This is a genomic window from Paracoccus ravus (assembly GCF_004522175.1).
Taxonomy (GTDB): domain Bacteria; phylum Pseudomonadota; class Alphaproteobacteria; order Rhodobacterales; family Rhodobacteraceae; genus Paracoccus; species Paracoccus ravus.
The window spans coordinates 48,233-64,299 of record NZ_SDEB01000018.1; the positions used below are offsets into that span (position 1 = coordinate 48,233).

Annotated in this window: 17 protein-coding genes; 6 read left to right on the forward strand and 11 right to left on the reverse strand. The window is 63.6% G+C overall.

From position 1 onward, the window contains the following. Positions 1-9 precede the first annotated feature (9 nt). The 5 genes from ESZ60_RS14445 to ESZ60_RS14465 all read left to right on the forward strand — a co-directional run bounded on the left by ESZ60_RS14445 (position 10) and on the right by ESZ60_RS14465 (position 4,385). A complete protein-coding gene (locus ESZ60_RS14445; RefSeq protein WP_134681435.1) occupies positions 10-288 on the forward strand; it encodes a lipid-A-disaccharide synthase N-terminal domain-containing protein in 279 nt (92 codons plus the stop codon). Then, positions 285-1,844, forward strand: coding sequence for an ArnT family glycosyltransferase (locus ESZ60_RS14450; RefSeq protein WP_134681436.1), 1,560 nt, complete (start codon positions 285-287; stop codon positions 1,842-1,844). The genes ESZ60_RS14445 and ESZ60_RS14450 overlap by 4 nt, the downstream gene beginning before the upstream one ends. After that, positions 1,841-2,602 carry a glycosyltransferase family 2 protein gene (locus tag ESZ60_RS14455; RefSeq protein WP_134681437.1) on the forward strand — a complete coding sequence of 254 codons (762 nt, stop codon included), beginning with the start codon at positions 1,841-1,843 and terminating at the stop codon, positions 2,600-2,602. Before ESZ60_RS14450 ends, ESZ60_RS14455 begins: the two co-directional genes overlap by 4 nt. 63 nt (positions 2,603-2,665) lie before the next feature. After that, on the forward strand, positions 2,666-3,931 hold the full coding sequence (locus ESZ60_RS14460; RefSeq protein ID WP_134681438.1) for a histidine kinase dimerization/phospho-acceptor domain-containing protein: 1,266 nt from the start codon (positions 2,666-2,668) through the stop codon (positions 3,929-3,931). Between the two features lie 22 nt (positions 3,932-3,953). Then, positions 3,954-4,385 (forward strand): EamA family transporter, encoded by a 432-nt coding sequence (locus ESZ60_RS14465; protein ID WP_134681439.1) that lies wholly within the window; start codon positions 3,954-3,956, stop codon positions 4,383-4,385. An 84-nt stretch (positions 4,386-4,469) separates the two neighbouring features. On the opposite strand, the gene ESZ60_RS20810 is transcribed toward ESZ60_RS14465, so the two are convergent. The 8 genes from ESZ60_RS20810 to ESZ60_RS20815 all read right to left on the reverse strand — a co-directional run bounded on the left by ESZ60_RS20810 (position 4,470) and on the right by ESZ60_RS20815 (position 12,095). Continuing rightward, positions 4,470-4,616: a hypothetical protein gene (locus tag ESZ60_RS20810; protein WP_167620165.1), complete on the reverse strand. Its 147-nt coding sequence runs from the start codon at positions 4,614-4,616 to the stop codon at positions 4,470-4,472. Between the two features lie 145 nt (positions 4,617-4,761). Beyond that, complete coding sequence (locus tag ESZ60_RS14470) at positions 4,762-5,532, reverse strand: ABC transporter ATP-binding protein (RefSeq protein ID WP_134681440.1); 771 nt, start codon at positions 5,530-5,532, stop codon at positions 4,762-4,764. Continuing rightward, positions 5,529-6,587: a FecCD family ABC transporter permease gene (locus ESZ60_RS14475; protein ID WP_134681441.1), complete on the reverse strand. Its 1,059-nt coding sequence runs from the start codon at positions 6,585-6,587 to the stop codon at positions 5,529-5,531. The genes ESZ60_RS14470 and ESZ60_RS14475 overlap by 4 nt, the downstream gene beginning before the upstream one ends. Positions 6,588-6,645: 58 nt before the next feature. Next, on the reverse strand, positions 6,646-7,770 hold the full coding sequence (locus ESZ60_RS14480; protein ID WP_167620166.1) for an ABC transporter substrate-binding protein: 1,125 nt from the start codon (positions 7,768-7,770) through the stop codon (positions 6,646-6,648). A gap of 92 nt (positions 7,771-7,862) precedes the next feature. After that, entirely contained in the window at positions 7,863-8,636 is a 774-nt protein-coding gene (locus tag ESZ60_RS14485; protein WP_134681443.1) for a class I SAM-dependent methyltransferase, read from the reverse strand. A gap of 462 nt (positions 8,637-9,098) precedes the next feature. Continuing rightward, a complete protein-coding gene (locus tag ESZ60_RS14490; RefSeq protein ID WP_245155709.1) occupies positions 9,099-10,460 on the reverse strand; it encodes an ISNCY family transposase in 1,362 nt (453 codons plus the stop codon). 134 nt (positions 10,461-10,594) lie between these two features. Further along, a complete protein-coding gene (locus tag ESZ60_RS14495; RefSeq protein ID WP_134681444.1) occupies positions 10,595-11,605 on the reverse strand; it encodes an IS30 family transposase in 1,011 nt (336 codons plus the stop codon). A 289-nt stretch (positions 11,606-11,894) separates the two neighbouring features. Then, entirely contained in the window at positions 11,895-12,095 is a 201-nt protein-coding gene (locus tag ESZ60_RS20815) for a hypothetical protein (protein WP_167620160.1), read from the reverse strand. Between ESZ60_RS20815 and ESZ60_RS14500 the strand changes: the two genes are divergently transcribed. Continuing rightward, a complete protein-coding gene (locus tag ESZ60_RS14500; RefSeq protein WP_245155710.1) occupies positions 12,082-12,357 on the forward strand; it encodes a transposase in 276 nt (91 codons plus the stop codon). The two genes, ESZ60_RS20815 and ESZ60_RS14500, sit on opposite strands and share 14 nt — an antisense overlap. Positions 12,358-12,474: 117 nt before the next feature. Here the strand turns inward: ESZ60_RS14500 and ESZ60_RS14505 are convergent, their stop codons facing one another. The 3 genes from ESZ60_RS14505 to ESZ60_RS14515 are packed head-to-tail and all read right to left on the reverse strand — an operon-like array spanning position 12,475 to position 16,066. Further along, positions 12,475-13,542, reverse strand: a complete 1,068-nt coding sequence (locus ESZ60_RS14505) for a DUF1513 domain-containing protein (protein ID WP_134681446.1) — start codon at positions 13,540-13,542, stop codon at positions 12,475-12,477. Continuing rightward, the gene (locus tag ESZ60_RS14510) at positions 13,542-14,534 is read right to left on the reverse strand and encodes an imelysin family protein (RefSeq protein WP_134681447.1); all 993 of its coding nucleotides are present in this window, start codon (positions 14,532-14,534) and stop codon (positions 13,542-13,544) included. The genes ESZ60_RS14505 and ESZ60_RS14510 overlap by 1 nt, the downstream gene beginning before the upstream one ends. Then, positions 14,516-16,066, reverse strand: coding sequence for a di-heme oxidoreductase family protein (locus tag ESZ60_RS14515; protein ID WP_134681448.1), 1,551 nt, complete (start codon positions 16,064-16,066; stop codon positions 14,516-14,518). Before ESZ60_RS14515 ends, ESZ60_RS14510 begins: the two co-directional genes overlap by 19 nt. Between the last annotated feature and the right edge of the window lies 1 nt (position 16,067).

Here is a 16,067-nt window from a genome sequence, read left to right on the forward strand (position 1 = left end):
GACGGGAACATGACCACATCCAATCTTTGGCTTGGCATCGGCCTTTTGGGCCAGATGCTGTTCAGCGCCCGATTTATGATCCAGTGGATCGCCAGCGAAAGACAGGGCCGAAGCGTCGTCCCCCTGGCCTTTTGGTGGCTTAGCCTTGCGGGCGGGGTCACGCTGCTCTGCTATGCGCTGGCGCGGCGCGATCCGGTCTTTGTCATCGGACAGGCCTCGGGTCTGGTCGTCTATCTGCGCAATCTGCGGCTGATCCGGGCCGAGACCGTGGCGAAGGCCGCCGCATGAGCGACCAGATCTCGCAGATCCGGCGCGACACGCTGGTGATCCCGCCGCTTGCGCTGGCGATGCTCCTGTTTACGGGACTGTCGGTGCTGGGTGTCCTGCTGCGCCCGGCCATGCCCATCGACGAGACCCGCTACCTGACCGTCGCATGGGAGATGCGGCTGTCCGGCGACTGGCTGGTCCCGCATCTGAACGGGCTGCCCTATAGCCACAAGCCGCCCTTGCTGTTCTGGCTGATCAACCTTGTTTGGCTGGTCACCGGCCCGTCCGAGATCGCGGCGCGGCTGGTTGCACCCGTCTTTGGCGTGGCCTCGGTCTGGGCGACCGCACGACTGGCACGCAAGCTGGTCCCCGACAGGCCCGAGATCGGCAGCCATGCCGCGCTGGTTCTGGCCGGAATGCTGGGCTTCAGCTTCTTTGCCGGGCTGACCATGTTCGACGCGATGCAGACATTGGCCACCGTGTTGGGCGTCACCGCGCTGACTGGGGTCGCCACGCGCGGGCGGGCGGCATGGCTGGGATGGGGCGCGGCGCTGGCGCTTGGCGCTTTGGCCAAGGGGCCGGTCATCCTGATCCATCTGCTGCCCGTGGCGCTGGCCACGCCGCTTTGGGCCGGGATCGGCTGGCGGCAAATGCCCAAGGGTGTGGCCCTTGGCCTGCTGGCGGGGCTTTGCATCGTCCTGCTTTGGCTGGGTCCGGCGCTGATTGCGGGCGGATCCGAATACCGCACCGCCGTCCTGTGGACGCAAAGTGCCGGGCGCATGGTCGATTCCTTTGCCCATCAGAAACCGATCTGGTTTTTCCTTGCCTTGGCGCCGCTGCTGATCTGGCCCTGGGGTTGGTCCCCGGCGGCATGGCGCGCGGCGCGGCTGCCCGGCCCGCTGCCGGTCTGGATCGGCGCAACCTTCGCGATCTTCAGCCTGATCAGCGGCAAGCAGACGCATTACCTGCTGCCGATGCTGCCCGCCGTGGCCATCGCCTTTGCCCCGGCGCTGGCCTTGCCACGCCTGCCGCTGCGGGCGGCGGCGCTTGTCCCCGTGGCCTTGGCCCTGGTGCTTGGCGCGATCATCCTTGGCTTTGGCCCCAAGGAATGGGCCATGGCGGCCCAGCCGCTTGCGCCCGCCCTTCTGGCGACCGCGCTTGCCCTGACCGCAGCCCTGCTGGTCTGGCGCGGAGGAATCGTGGCCGCTCTTGCCAGCAGCGCGATCATCCTGTCGCTCTCCGCCCTGTTTCTGGGCCGCATGACCGAGAACTATGACGCGGGCAATCTGGGCCGTCGCCTTGCTTTGCATGACGCGGCGGGCGTCGGTCTCTTCGGCGACAAATACGCGGGCGAGTTCAACTTTGCCGGACGCCTTCGCAACTCGGTAAAGCTGTTCGACGCGCCCGAAGCCGGGCTTGCATGGCTGGCCGAATGCCCTGCCCGCATCCTTGTCATGCCCACCGAACGCGCGCCGCAAGAGCCCGCGCCCTCGGACATCTTCACCTTCCGCAGCCAGAGTTACGGGCTGTGGCTTTCCCCCGACCAAGACCAACAAAACAATGAGGCATGCAAATGAGCGTCACCTCTCTTTCCGTCGTCATTCCCTGCCACAATGAAGAGGGCGCGATCGCCGGGCTGATCGCCGAATGCTTCGCCGCGCTGCCCGAGCGCGAGATCGAGGTCATCATCGTCGATGACGGATCGCAGGACGCCACTGCCGCACGGGTGCTGGAACTGGCCGCGCATGAGCCGCGCCTGCGCCTGATCCGCCATGCGCTGTGCAGCGGACAATCGGCGGCGATCCGCAGCGGCGTGAATGCGGCGCGCTATGATTGGGTCGCGACGCTGGATGGCGACGGGCAGAACCCGCCCGACCAGATTCCGATGCTGATCGCGGCCCTTGCCATCGCGCCCGCCGCAAAGGTCGGGCTGGTGCAGGGCCAGCGTCTGGGCCGCCGCGACACGGCCAGCAAGCGCTTCGCCTCGCGTCTGGCCAATGGCTTGCGCAATGCCGTGCTGCAGGACGGGGTCGCGGATTCCGGCTGCGGGCTGAAGCTGTTCCGGCGCGAGGCGTGGCGAGCGATGCCGTTTTTCGACCACATCCACCGCTTCACCCCGGCGATGATGCGCCGCGACGGCTGGGAGGTGCTGGTCGCCCCCGTCAGTCACCGCGCGCGCCTTTCTGGCCGGTCGAACTATTCGAACCTGCAACGCGCGCTGGTTGGCGCGGTCGATCTGCTGGGCGCGGCATGGTTGATCCGGCGCAGCGGCAGGCCCCGCCCGGTGCTGACGGAAAGCCCGACCAGCGAACCGCTGCTGCTGGGTCGCGACTAGAAATTGCGGCTGGACGTGGCGGGGAATCCGGCCTCAATGAACGGACGCAGCGATGGAGTCCCCATGTCCCGCCCCCGCAGCCTGCGCCGCGATCTTGCCCTTGGTTTCGGCGCGGGCATTGTCCTTACCTGGCTGATCGCGCTGCTGGTCGGCTGGATCATCCTGCGCCATGAGATCGACGAGGTCTATGACGCCGCCCTTGGCCGCACCGCCGACCGGCTGCTGGCGATCGAGGGCATCAAGAAAGGTACGCCCCGGCGCGGCGATCTGGTGGCCCAGATGACCGCACCGGATGGCCGGGTCCTGTTCCAGTCGCGCAATGCCGATGACGCGCTTTTTGCCACGAACCGGGACGAGGGTTTTTCGGTTGCGGGCGACATGCGGGTTCTGACGCTGAAAACCGGGGGCGGCGGGCTGTTGCAGATCGCGGCCCCGCTTGAGGAACGCGCTGCCGCCGCGCGCGAGACGCTGGCCGGGATGCTGCTGCCCTCGATCCTGCTGCTGCCGTTGGCTTTTCTGGGCGTCAGCTGGTTCACCCGCCGCCGTCTTGCCCCGCTTGATGACCTGTCGCGCGAAGTGGCCGGACGCGATGCTGGCGACCTGCGCCCACTGGGGCTGCAAGACCTGCCCGCCGAGTTGGAGCCGATCCAGAAGGCGGTCGATCAGTTGATGGCGCAGTTAGAGATGGCCCTGACCGCCGAGCGGGACTTTTCCTCGAATGCCGCGCATGAACTGCGCACCCCCATTGCCGCGACTTTGGCCCAGACTCAGCGCCTGATCGCCGAAACCACAGACCCCGAGACCCGCAGCCGCGCCGAAGGCATCGCCACCTCGCTGCGCCGCCTGTCGCGGCTGTCGGAAAAGCTGCTTGATCTGGCCCGCGCCGAGGGCATGTCGGGCCGCGACCCCGGCCTGCATGACATGGTTCCGGTGCTGCGTCTGGTCGCCTCGGATTTCGACGGGCGGGTGCAACTTGACCTGCCCGATGGCCCCACACCGATTGCCATGGATATCGACGCCTTTGCCGTCCTTGCCCGCAACCTGATCGAAAACGCCTTGCTCCATGGCGCGCCCCCCGTGGCCGTGCGCCTGTCGCAGGCGGCGCTGGTTGTAGAAAATTCCGGGCCGCCCGTCGCGTCCGAGGCGCTGGACAAGCTGACCCGCCGCTTTGAGCGTGCCGGCAGCCAGAATCTGGGCTCGGGGCTTGGCCTTGCCATTGTCGAGACCATTGCCCGCAATGCCGATGCCGAACTGCGCCTGACCTCGCCCGCGCCCGGAAAACCTGACGGGTTCATGGCCGAGGTCAGGTTCAAAGGCGCGAAGATCTGACCGCGTACAGACTGGAGACAAGATGAGGCTGTTCGATAGCTGGCAAATATGGGCGCTGCTTTCAGCAAGCTTTGCCGCCCTGACCGCGATCTTTGCCAAAATTGGCATCGAGAATGTGAATTCCGACTTCGCGACGTTCATACGCACGATCGTGATCCTGTTCGCGGCCGGGGCCGTGGTCTTCGCGACAGGGCATTGGATGGACCCATCCCGCATTTCCAGCAGGACATGGCTGTTCCTGATCCTGTCGGGTCTGGCCACCGGGGCATCGTGGATCTGCTATTTCCGGGCGTTGAAGCTGGGGAATGCGGCTCAGGTCGCGCCCGTGGACAAGCTCAGCGTCGTGCTGGTTGCGATCATTGCCGCGGCCTTCCTTGGGGAACGACTGTCGATCACGGCATGGGCGGGCGTTGCCATGATCGCCATGGGTGCGGTGCTTGTCGTCCTGCGCTGACAGTAGAAAGATACGAGTAGCACAGGACGCGAAATGGGGCGCGCTTTCGCGGCCCAAACACGTACCGCGCCGGTCTACGCCAACTCAATCGGTCTTGAGTAGCCCGCTCCAAAGTTCAATCTCAGCGTGGATATGCTTGTCCATCGCTGCGGGCGTAGCAAGCTCGGCTGCAACGGGTTCGGTGCCGAGGGCGGCGAAGCGCTCTATCAATTCGGGATCGGCCACCCACATGCGATGCCGTGGTTGAGATCCTGCTTTCGATCATCGACAGCTATGCTGTCGCGCTTGAGTTCTATACGTGGAGCTTTTGCACACCGCATTCCTAACGTTTGAGCGCCGTTTTGAACTTGCTGGGGATGCCCGGGGACTGGGCTTTTCAAACGAGATGCGCGTCCACGATGAGGGTTCCGCGGTTGGTACGCGCGATGTCGATTTCCACGCCGTAGACACGGCCAGTCGCGGCATCGCGGAGCACTGCCTCAGGTGTTCCGTCTGCGGCAACTATGCCGTTCTCGAGCAGCAGAAACCTGTCGGCGAAGCGGGCAGCGAGACCGAGGTCATGCAAGGCCGCGACGACCACGATGTTCCGGTTGCGCGCGGTATCGCGGACCAATTGCATGACCTCGATCTGTCGCCGCAGATCCAGTGCGCTCGTCGGTTCATCCAGTAGCAACACTTGAGGGTCGCGGACCAGCGCCTGTGCCATCGCGACCAATTGCTGTTGCCCGCCGCTCAACTCATTGGCGGGGGCATCGGAAAGCGAAGAGATGCCAAGCGCGTCCAACATGTTCTCAACCCGCGCCACATCGGCATGCGTCGCTCGTCCGCCCTGCCAGCCCCGCAAGGACAGCAGCACGGCCTCGAAGACGGGGAGGGCGGCCCGGAAGCCGCTTTGCTGGGTCAGCAGGAATATCCTTTTGGCCCGGCTTTGATGTGGCAGCTGCAGCGCGCTTTCACCGCCAAGCAGGATATCACCCGCCTGAGGCCGCAGCAGTCCTGCAATCAGCCGAAACAGACTCGATTTCCCGACACCGTTCGGGCCGACGAGCGCGACTAGCTCACCGGGCCTGAGCGATGGGATCGTAAGGCGATCAAACAGGCTTCGACGGCCATAGCCGAATTGCAGATCGCGGATTTCCATAGTCATCGCCAGCTTTCCTTGCGGATCGACAGCACGAGGCTGAGAAAGAAGGGCACCCCGACCAGCGCCGTGATGATGCCGATAGGATAGATCACGCCAGGGGTGATGGCCTTGCTCAGCGTTGAGGCAACCGAGAGGATAATGGCTCCGGCAGCGGCAGAAACCGGCAGGAAATGCTTCTGATCCTCGCCGACCAGAAGCCGCGCGATATGCGGGCCGACCAGACCGACAAAGCCGATGGTTCCGACAAAGGCCGTGGCCGTCGCCGCTAGAAGCGAGATAGACACCAGCATTTCCAATCTCAGCCGCGCGACGGGCACACCCATGCTTGCCGCGCGGTCGTCACCGAGCGACAGGGCGGTCATCATCGGCCCGCGGAACCGCGCCAGCGGCACGACCAACGCAAGAAGGGCGGCGCAGATTGCGATCTTCGTCCAGCTTGCGCGGGCGAGGCTACCCATCATCCAGAATACGATTTGCTGCAACTGAGCCTCGGAGGACTGGTACTGGATGAAGGCCAGCGCCGCGTTGAAAGTGAAGAACAATGCGATGCCGACAAGGACGAAGGTCTCGATGGTCACGCCGCGCATGCGGGTGAAAAAGAACAGGATGATCGATGTTGTCAGGGCAAACAGGAAGGCATTGGCCGCAATGAAAAACGAACCTGCCACCGGCATCAACCCGACGCCCAGCGAGATCGCCAAGGCAGCGCCGAAGCTCGCGGCCGAGGAAAGGCCGAGCGTGAACGGATCGGCGAGCGGGTTATGCAGGATGGTTTGCATCTGCGCGCCAGCAATGCCCAGCATCGCGCCTATCAAGACCGCCATGACCGCAACAGGCAGGCGTACATCGCGCACGATGATGGCAAGCTTGGGTTCGACCGTATCTGGAAAGAGCAGGGCGCGAATGACCTCTCCCGGGCCGTAGCGTCCCGGGCCGACGCCCAGATCGATGCAAATGGCGATCAGGACGAGGACGACGGCCATAGCCACGAACAAGGCGCGCCTTACCATGCGCTGGCGATAGCGCATGCCTGCGCTGAGGACGGTCGCGTCGGTCATTCGATTTCCTTTCAGGTGAAACAGCGCGCTGAATAACCCGCGCGCTGCCGGAGGCGTCCTAGTTCAGCTCGGTCCAGAACACGCCGCTGACATCGATCGGCAGGAAACGCTCATGCATTTCCGCGAAGGTCGCTTGCGGATTCAGATCGGCGAAAAGCTCGGGGTGCAGCCATTTCGCGAGGGCTTGGACCGCGACGAAATGGTACGGGCTTTGATAAAACTGGTGGTAGACGGCCATCACATTGCCGTCTTTCACGGCTTTCAACTCGGGGAAGCCGCTGCGCTGCATGAGGCCGGCGAGTTGCTCTTTCGCCTTTTCCTCATCCATCGCATAGCCGAGCCAGACGGCGGTATTGCCTGGATTGGAGTTCGACCAATTCGCGCCGGTGGCCAGAATATAGTCCGGGTCTTCGACGACCAGCGTCTCGGGGTTCAGTACGCCGCTGACCCCGGTCAGGTACTTCGAGCCGATATTGAAGCCGCCCGCTTCGGCGATGAATTCGCCGAAATTGAAGTTACCGAAAGTGTTGCAGCAAACCGAAGGATCAAGCCCCGCCGCGCGCTCGGCAAAGACGGTAGGCTTCTGGTCGGCCTTCAGGCCATTCGTGGCCATATAGACCCGCCGCATCTGCGCGGTGTAGTAATCCACGAATGCCTGCGCCTGGGCCTCTTTGCCGAAGATGCGGCCGAGCAGCAGCACGCTCGGGACGGTGTTCTGGGTCGGACGCTCGCGGAAATCGACGAAGACGGTGGGAACGCCGGCCTTCTCCAATTGCTCGATGACGCCGCTTTCCTTGATCTTGTCGTAGAAGCCCAGCGTCACCACGAGGACATCCACGTCCAGCTCAAGCGCCTTTTCCACGCTGAAATCCGCCGAGGCGGCTGCGCCGATCATCGGGACATCCTTGGCCTCGGGGAAGCGCGCCAGATATTTGTCCCAAGTGTCGGGGTCGAATTTGGGAAGATCGTCGCCGATTGCCGCGAGCTGCTCGAAAGGGTGCTCCTTGTCGAACATCACCGTGGCGTAGAACATCCTGCCTTCGCCAAGAATGACTTTCTTCGCGCCATGCGGGACCTCGACCGTTCGTCCGGCGAGGTCAGTCACGGTGATTTTTTCCTGCGCCGCCGCGCCCTGACCCCAGGTCAGGACCGCGATCCCGATCACGGCAGCCAGACTTTTCACAATCGCTACTGGTCGTTCCCGCACTAGTTTCCGCAAGATCATGCATTCCTCCTTCTGCCGCCGGTTTGCGGTCGGCTGGTCAGGTCAGTTGTTCATGGCTTGCTGGCGCGGATCGCATAGCGGTCCTGGCTTGCTCTTTCGATGCGTTGGACAAGTGGCATATGCCGGGCTTGGGCCCGGCGAATGGCAGAATGATCGCGGTCGATGATCACATCCGTGAAACCGGCCTCGGTCAGGAGATCCCGGATGCCTTCGGGGCGCGCCCCTTCGGAAAAATGGACCCGGCCGACAATAGCGTCATGGGTGGTTTTATCCCGACTGGGCTGGGTTGCCGGGGGATCGATCCAGCGAAGCAGCGCTGCCACCCGGCGCAGCGCAATCGACCGCGCGCCGCGCGCTGAAGTGTTCACATCCACGATCAGCAGTCGTCCGCCGGGCTTCAGGACCCGGAACCAATCGGCAAAGGCAGCAGCGGGATCCGGCAAAGTCCAGACGAGATGCCGGGTCATGATCACATCGAAGGCCTGTTCGGGCAGCATCGTGCGCTCGGCGTCAGCTTCAAGGAACCGGATCGGCAAAGCCAGATCCGAGGCCTTTTGCCGTGCGCGCTCGAGCATCGGTCCGGCGAAGTCAATGCCGGTGACATCATAACCCATCTCGGAAAGAAGTCGGGAAATGACCCCTGTACCACTTGCCAGATCAAGGGCCTTGCGATGCTCTCCCCGGCCCAAATGTTTCTCGATGAGCGCGTGCCATGCGCCGCGCTCGTCGTTCGAGAAAATTTCATGTCCTGGCGATAGGTCGAACGTTGGCGCGCGAGAGGACCAATATTCTCTGATCTCGTCCTTGAGCGTCCAGTTCTGCAAAGATCGCCCTCCCCCAGGCCATCGAAATGCCGATTCTTTCTCTCGGTTACTCGACTTTGATCTCGTTTGAAAGCAGGCGATTTGAGAAAGAGAACAAAACGGTCCGACCGCGGTCGAACACTGGATTCCGACACTAAAATTCGAGTCTGCGTAGAAAGCTGGTCGGCAAAAAGACCCCGTAAATATTCTTGAAGCTATTCGCGTGGTCCAGGTGTCAGTGCGGGCTCATGAGCGGGAGTGCAGGTAAAATTATACCTATGTAGCAACCATTCAGTATTGTCCCATTCCTGGCCATTCAGAAATGTCCTCGGGCGCGGCATCTGCCGGCAGCCGGGCGGGGCGGAGACCCCCGCCATCGCAGCCCTGACCGGCTGCCTTGATGGAGCAGAGGCGAACTTCGTAGAAAAGGTTTTGGGGTCTTCGAGGCCGTCAGCCTCAGCATGGCTCAGGTCCTTATGACGGTCACTCTGCCGGCGGTGGCAGTGCCGCAGCGGCTTCGGCGGCTCTGCGTTCAGCCCGCTTGTCGAGGATGGTCTTCTTGCGCCCGAGCGGGCGTCCGGTCAGCTCATAGCGCATCCGTTGTTTGCCAACGTGACGGATCCTGGGCGGTTCCTGTTCCTGCTGCGCCTTGATGATCGCCAGGATCTCGCCGAGCCGCTTGTTCTCGGTGATAGCCGCATGGGTGACGCGCTGTTCCTTGTCGAACATGGTATAGGGCAGGGAGATGCCGTTCTTCATCACCTCAACCGAACCGTCTGGATATTCGTAGAGATCGATGTATTTCCCGGCGGCGGCTAGGCTGAGATCATTGGGCTCGAGGATGATGCGCTGCTTCTCATAGGTGAGGGAAAGTTGCTGCGAAACGAAACGTTCGTCACGCCGGCACAGGATGCGGCGCAAGCGGTCCGGCGCGATATTGAAGGCCCGATGCAGATTATCAGGGCGGTGCGGGACAGGGGCGAAACGAGCGTTGAACGCCTCGATCAAGCCCGGCAGGAAGGCATTCGCCGCCGCCATGTCGCTGATCCCGGCGAGGCGTAACTCCTTGACCAGGCGGTCCTGCAAGGTCCGGTTGGCGCGCTCGACGCGACCCTTCGCCTGCGAGGAGTTGGCGCAGAGAATCTCGATGTTCAGCTCATTGAGCGCACGGCCGAATTGCGTCATCTCATGGCTGTCCCTGACGCCGCGGCGATTGACGCGGAAGACGGAATGCTTGTCCGAGTAGAAGCAAACCGGCAGGCCGTGTTCTTTCAGATAGCCTTCGAGCGCCCCGAAATAGCTGAAGGTGGTCTCCGAAGCGACGAAGCGCATCTGCATCAACCGGCTGGTGGCGTCGTCGATGAAGACCAGGAGCGTGCAGGCCGGGCCGCGATCTTCGAACCAGCGATGCTCGGAGCCGTCGATCTGGATCAACTCGCCCAAGGCCTCGCGCCGCAGCCGCGGCTGATGCAATTGTCGACGATATTTGCGGGAGGCCCAGAGTCCGTCTGCGATCATCCATTTGCGCAGGGTCTCGCGCGAGATCGTGATGCCATGCAACTCGGCCAGTTTCTCGGCCGCGAAGCTCGGGCCGAAATCGGCGAATTGCGCCCGGACCATTTCCAGGATCTCGCTGCGGCGGGCCGGATCGATCATGTTGTTGGGGCTGCGGCCGCGCGCCTTATGCGCCAGCCCCGGCGCGCCACCGGCACGGAAGCGCGCCAACAGGCGATGCAACTGCCGTCGGCTCAGATCCAGCAAAACCGCCGCATCGGTGGCGCGCAGCCTCCCGGCCTCGACATCCTTCAGAACCGACATGCGTTTCAGATCGCGCTCGCTCATCATCACCAATCCCCGTTCTCCGATTTTGACGCAGCTGCTTCAATCGGGGAACTGTGACATTCCTGAATTGCCAATGTGAGACATTATAGCTTTGTCGTGTGGTTTCAGGCTGAGGCGCGACGCTGACGCGGATGAGATTAGGGCAGGGGCTCCGTTTCGACCATTAGCTTCTCGCGGAAGACCTCGGCCGGGGTGCGATAGCCGAGGCACTTTCTCGGCGTGGCATTCAGGCGGTGACAGAGTGCGATGATCTGGCGGCTGTTCAGGGTCTTTGGATCGACATCGCGCGGCAGCCACCGCCGAACGCGGCCATTGGTGTTTTCCACCGTGCCTTTCTGCCAAGGGGACTGCGGGTCACAGAACCACGTCGCCACGCCGAGGCCGGATTGCAGGTAGGGCCAGGCCAGGAACTCCAGCCCGCGATCGAAGGTGATCGAGCGCCGGGCATGGGCAGGCAGCGGCGCGAGGCTGTTGATCAGGCCGTCCATGACCGGCCGGGAACGGCGATCGGGGTTCTTGAGGAGCACTGTAAAGCGGCTGACGCGCTCGACCAGCGAGGTCAGGTTGGTGGCGCCGAATTCCTTGCGGAACTGGATCAGGTCGGCCTCCCAGTCGCCGAAATAGCTGCGATCGGCGACCGCGACCGGGCGATGTCGGATGGATAATTCATCAGCAAATCTCGGGCGTTGTGGACGTCTTCGACCACGGCCGTGACGTTTGCGGCGATGATCGGGCAGGTGGCGCCAAAGCTCGGCCGCATGGCCGTCCTTGGAATAGATGTACTGGTAGATCGTCTCGTGGCTGACCCGATGCGGTGCGCGTTCCAGGCGCAGGCGTCCGGCGATTTGTTCAGGCGTCCAGCCAGTCTGCAATCGATCGATGACGGCCGCGCGCAGTTTCGGATGCTGGATCAGCTTGCGCTGCTGCGCACGGCGCTCGGCTGCCAGGCTATGGGCATTCATTGCGTAATAGCCGGACAGAGAGCGCAATTCGGCATCTACGAAGCGATTACGGCTGAGTTCGCGGAAAATGGTCGAGCGGTGACGGCCGAGACGGGCCGCGATCTCGATCGCCGGGACTTTCGCCTCGCGCCACCTCGCGATCTTGCGGCGTTCTTCGAGGTCGAGATGCAGGTAGGGTCTGGACATGAATACTCCTTGATGCAATCCACTGATTTTACATCAAAGTCGCAGTTCCAACTTGAATCCACCTCGCTATAACTTAATGTAGCAACCATTCAGAATTGTCCCATTTTTTGCCATTCAGAAATGTCCTCTGGCGGGGCGTCGGCGGGCAGCCGGGCAGGGCGGAGACCTCCGCCATCGCAACCCTGACCGGCTGCCTATGAGCGGAGATTGGATCCCAGAGATGAGATAATGCCGTCGTGGGGGACGGCGGCGACACAAGCGAGAACTGGTGAGATTGTGGCTTCCGGGATTATTCCACGGGCGGTGGCGCGGCCGTTACCTCGGCTGAAAGGCGTTCAGCCCGCTTGTCGAGGATGGTTCTCTTGCGCCCGCGCGGACGGCCGGTCAGCGCGTAGCGCATCCTTTGCTTGCCGACGCGGCGGATTCTGGGCGGGTCCTTCTCCTGCTGCTCCTTGATGATCGCCAGAATCTCGCTGATGCCCGGCGCCACGGTGAACAGCGTGGCACAGCGTCACGGGGTTCCGACAAGCCATGTCTCATCGTGGCGGACGCTGGCCCGAAAAGGGCTGCTGGGTCTGCCTGCGCTGGAAGATCAGGTTGAGTTTGCGACGCTGATGCTGGGTCCGGATGAATATCCGCCTTCCGTCGTGAGCCTTGGGGCGAAGAGGGTAGAGATCGTCATAGGTGCCGTGGTCATCAGTCTGGAAGCCGGGGCCTCGGCCGATCGGATCGCATCGGTGGCGCGCGCTTAGGTCAAGGCCTCAAGCATGATTTTGAGCACGCACTCATTATCCCCTGTCGGCCGAGATTAGGGGATGTCCCCAAGCGCCTGCCGCTACCTGATCGGGCCCATTCAGCTGCGCAGGTCGTCAGGGCGCGATCCGCACCAGATGGTTGTCCCAGGAAAGAGAATGCCTGCGCCGCAGCCGCAGACCCTGCGGATCAGCTGCCCAGATTGCCCCTCCACCATCGGTCATGGTGAAGGCACTATCCCTTGCTGCGGCCACACCGCATAGATCTGCGCGGTCGAGCGTCGCGCAATGCCGGCCCTCTGCGGTAAACAGCATCGCAACCCCACCGCGCGGGGAGGTCATCGCGATAAGGTCCTGGTTCGTCGCGATCGAGCCAGCATACCCGTTCATCCTGAACGCATCGGCCTCGGCGACCGGGTGGTTGGTCAGCGGCGCCTCGTCCCGGGCCAAACCCAGAAGCGGCACGGGCTCGGCGGGGTCGCCCTGCCACTGCATGGCAAAGGCGATGGCACCGGGCAGAAGCGCGAGATGGCGGATCGAGTTCTGGTGCAATTCAGCGGGCAACTCGCGGCAGGATACGAGGTCTCCATCTGCGTCTAGCACGGCGAGGTTCGGGCGCATGCTGTCGATGTTTAGCGGCGTGCGGTCCTGCGGATCGGTCCTGATCCCGCCATTCGCGATCACGATATTGCCGTTTGGCAGAAGGCGGAGTTCATGCGGCCCGACGCCGCGGCTGTCCCATTCACCGGCACGGGCATAACCTGCCCGGACATCCCAGAGCCCGACGCGACCGGCCGAGCCCTCGGCCACCACTTCGGATGTGTAAAGCCAGCTTCCATCCAGCGAAAAGGCGCCGTGGCCGTTGAACTGGCGTCCCTCGGGCGGGCTGAGCCGATGGATGATCGCGCCGGTTCGGCAATCCAACACGATGCCGAACGTGCCGGGGCGACGGGCGAAAGCGACGGCCTCGGCGCGATAGGGATGGGCGGCGGCGGCATGGCCCCGACCCGGCAGCGGGATCGAGAAGGTGATCTCGCCCGAGGCGCCGATCCCGTGCAAAGCGTGATCTCCGCCGGGCGATCTGGCGGCGGCGATCCATTCCGGTGAGCCCGCGGCGGCCCAGCCTCTGGCGGGAAGAAGCGTCGCGGCGGCGAGACCCTTCAGCAACGTACGGCGGTTCGTCATCAGTCACCGTCCTTTGCATTGAAGCCCACCGACAGGCCCAGTGCACCGCCGATCTCGGTCGCAAGAGTTTCCTGCGCCGTGTCGACCGCCTGCTGCAGGATTTCGACCTTGAGCCGGCCTGACGGCTCGGCGACTCCGGCAAGGACCGGATCATCCAGACCTTCCGCCAGCCTGAGGGCGCGCGCAAATGCCGCCTGTGTTTCGGGCGTGTCGGGAAGCAGCGCCGTCGCCAGATCCTGCATCCCCTGCAGTGACAGGGCAACGTTGCGCAGGCTGCGCAGCGCTGCGATGGCTTCGGCGCGTTCGGGGCGCGGCTTCGCGAATGTTCCAAGCGGCCGGCCAAGCCGCGTATCCGCCAGATGCTCGAGCCCGGTGACAAGCTGGGTGTAAAGCGCCTGCCTGGCCTCGCCCGCACTCAGAAAGGTGCTGTTGCCGTCGCTGCCCGGCTGGACGAGCAATGCCCCGTAGGCCGCCCATTCGGCGCGGATCTCCGTGGCCATTGCGGCAAGATCCGTCGCTGTCGCGCGACGCAGACGGCAAAGCACGTCGTCCGCGCCGGTGATATCCGACAGGTAGATCAGCCTTTCCAACCCGGAGAGGCCCCGTAGCGCAACCGAAAGATCGGAAAACGCCACGGGATCATTGATCGTCGGCGCGCCTGCATCGATCAGCGCCTGCTGAGCACGACGGCCCGAGGATTTAGGATCGGGCCAGAAGCTGATGGCAAGCGCGCGGCCATTGGTTTCGACCGGACCGAGGCGCAGGAAGTCGATCCGCGCCCAAACATCCCACGTCTGCTGGAACGGTTCCCGCAAATGCGTGGCGCTGCAATCCTGTTGCGCCGCGGCTGCCAGAGAGCCGGTGGTCCGGGCAAGATCGTCATAGGCTGGCAGGATGACATCGCGCACGGCCTCGGCCACGTCGGCATGGGCGGGCATGGTGCCGATCAGGACCGACAGCGCCAATCCACGGATCAAAGCGATTCCAGCCATGCGATCAGCGCCTTTCTGTCTTGGGTGGGCAGGGCCACGACCGCTTCGCGTGCAGATTGTGCCTCGCCGCCATGCCACAGGATCGCCTCGATCAGCGAACGCGCCCTGCCGTCATGCAGGTAGTTCTCGGTGCCCGTGACCTGTTTGTTCAAGGAAATACCCCATAGCGGCGCAGTCCGCCATTCCCGCCCCGTAGCGCGGGATTCGGGACGGTTGTCCGCCAGCCCGTCCCCCATGTCATGCAGCAGCATGTCGGTATGGGGCCAGATCAGCTGAAAGCTCTGCTCGGGCTGGTCGTTCAGCCGATGGGTCACGAATTTCGGGTTGTGACAGGACGTGCAGCCAATCGAATAGGCGATCTCCTTTCCGCGCAAGACGGTCGGATCATCGACGTTGCGCCGTTCCGGCACGGCAAGATTTCGGGCGTAGAAGGTGACAAGGTCCAGCGCCTGACCATCAACCTCCAGCCCGTCACGAATGCCTGGCTCCTGTCCCGCTGTCGCGCTGAGACAATCCGACTGAGCGGCGGTGCATTCACCCGAAGCGCCCGGAAAGAGCGGCGTGGAGAGGCCCATATCGTCGGCGAAGGCCTTGGCCGATTGCTCGCGGATCGTGGGTTTCCCCGCCTTCAATCCGAAGCGACCCAGAAGCGGGCGGCCCAATTCGTCCGACCAGACGATATTGGGGCGACCCGAGATGCCGTCGCCGTCGCGGTCCTCGGGATCGGCCAGTGCCAGGATATCGGCGGCGGGCACGGATTCAAGCAGCCCAAGTCCGATCATCTGTGGCGTCACGCGGGGCGAGATCATCAGGCCCTCATGCGGCGCGCCATATCGATAGCCGTCGATCCCGTATCGCGGCTGCCGCAATTCGACGACAGTGCCATCGGCCAGGGTCACGGGAACGGCCGACCATTCGATCTCCATTCTGCCCTCTGCCAGATAGCCTTCCAGCGCCAGATCCTGCAACTGACCGCCATAGACCGGCTCGGGCATGGTCGGGATGTAATCCGGGATCAGCGGCTGGTCCCTGCCTCCGGGAACGGAAAGCCGCAGAAATGCCGAGACGCGGCTGTCCTCCGGATGTTCGGGCACATGGCCTCGCCCGTCCTTGATGTGGCAGTTCTGGCAGGATCGCGCGTTGTAAAGCGGCCCCAACCCGTCGCTGCCCTTGGTTGAAGAGGGCGCGCCGACCCACAGCTTGCGGAAGATGCCGTTGCCGACCTTGAAGTCCAGTTCGGATTCGAAGCGCATGTTCGCCGAGAACTGCGAGAAGGCATCTGCCGTGCCGATATAGCGCGTCGTCGCGGCGCCGCCGGGATTCTGTTCGAAGGACTCTGGCGCGCCGAAATCGCTCGTCCGTTCTGTCACGGCGGCGATCCGGGCCGTTTCCTCGGCGGTGCGGGGAATGATGTCCAGATGCGGCTCGTCCTGCCAACCGGGCGTGCCGGAGGGCTCGGCCTGAGCGGCACAGGCCAGAAGGGCTACGGCCGTGCCGCCCAAAACGCGCAATATGCGCACGTGGGACGTCATT

Coding starts and splice junctions, on each gene's coding strand:
- ESZ60_RS14475 (WP_134681441.1), bottom strand. CDS start 6,587: ATGACCGACGCGACCGTCCTCAGCGCAGGCATGCGCTATCGCCAGCGC.
- ESZ60_RS14510 (WP_134681447.1), bottom strand. CDS start 14,534: ATGGCTGGAATCGCTTTGATCCGTGGATTGGCGCTGTCGGTCCTGATC.
- ESZ60_RS14455 (WP_134681437.1), top strand. CDS start 1,841: ATGAGCGTCACCTCTCTTTCCGTCGTCATTCCCTGCCACAATGAAGAG.
- ESZ60_RS14460 (WP_134681438.1), top strand. CDS start 2,666: ATGTCCCGCCCCCGCAGCCTGCGCCGCGATCTTGCCCTTGGTTTCGGC.
- ESZ60_RS14490 (WP_245155709.1), bottom strand. CDS start 10,460: ATGATGAGCGAGCGCGATCTGAAACGCATGTCGGTTCTGAAGGATGTC.
- ESZ60_RS14465 (WP_134681439.1), top strand. CDS start 3,954: ATGAGGCTGTTCGATAGCTGGCAAATATGGGCGCTGCTTTCAGCAAGC.
- ESZ60_RS14500 (WP_245155710.1), top strand. CDS start 12,082: ATGCCCGGCGCCACGGTGAACAGCGTGGCACAGCGTCACGGGGTTCCG.
- ESZ60_RS14515 (WP_134681448.1), bottom strand. CDS start 16,066: ATGACGTCCCACGTGCGCATATTGCGCGTTTTGGGCGGCACGGCCGTA.
- ESZ60_RS14495 (WP_134681444.1), bottom strand. CDS start 11,605: ATGTCCAGACCCTACCTGCATCTCGACCTCGAAGAACGCCGCAAGATC.
- ESZ60_RS20810 (WP_167620165.1), bottom strand. CDS start 4,616: ATGTGGGTGGCCGATCCCGAATTGATAGAGCGCTTCGCCGCCCTCGGC.
- ESZ60_RS14470 (WP_134681440.1), bottom strand. CDS start 5,532: ATGACTATGGAAATCCGCGATCTGCAATTCGGCTATGGCCGTCGAAGC.
- ESZ60_RS14445 (WP_134681435.1), top strand. CDS start 10: ATGACCACATCCAATCTTTGGCTTGGCATCGGCCTTTTGGGCCAGATG.
- ESZ60_RS14505 (WP_134681446.1), bottom strand. CDS start 13,542: ATGACGAACCGCCGTACGTTGCTGAAGGGTCTCGCCGCCGCGACGCTT.
- ESZ60_RS14450 (WP_134681436.1), top strand. CDS start 285: ATGAGCGACCAGATCTCGCAGATCCGGCGCGACACGCTGGTGATCCCG.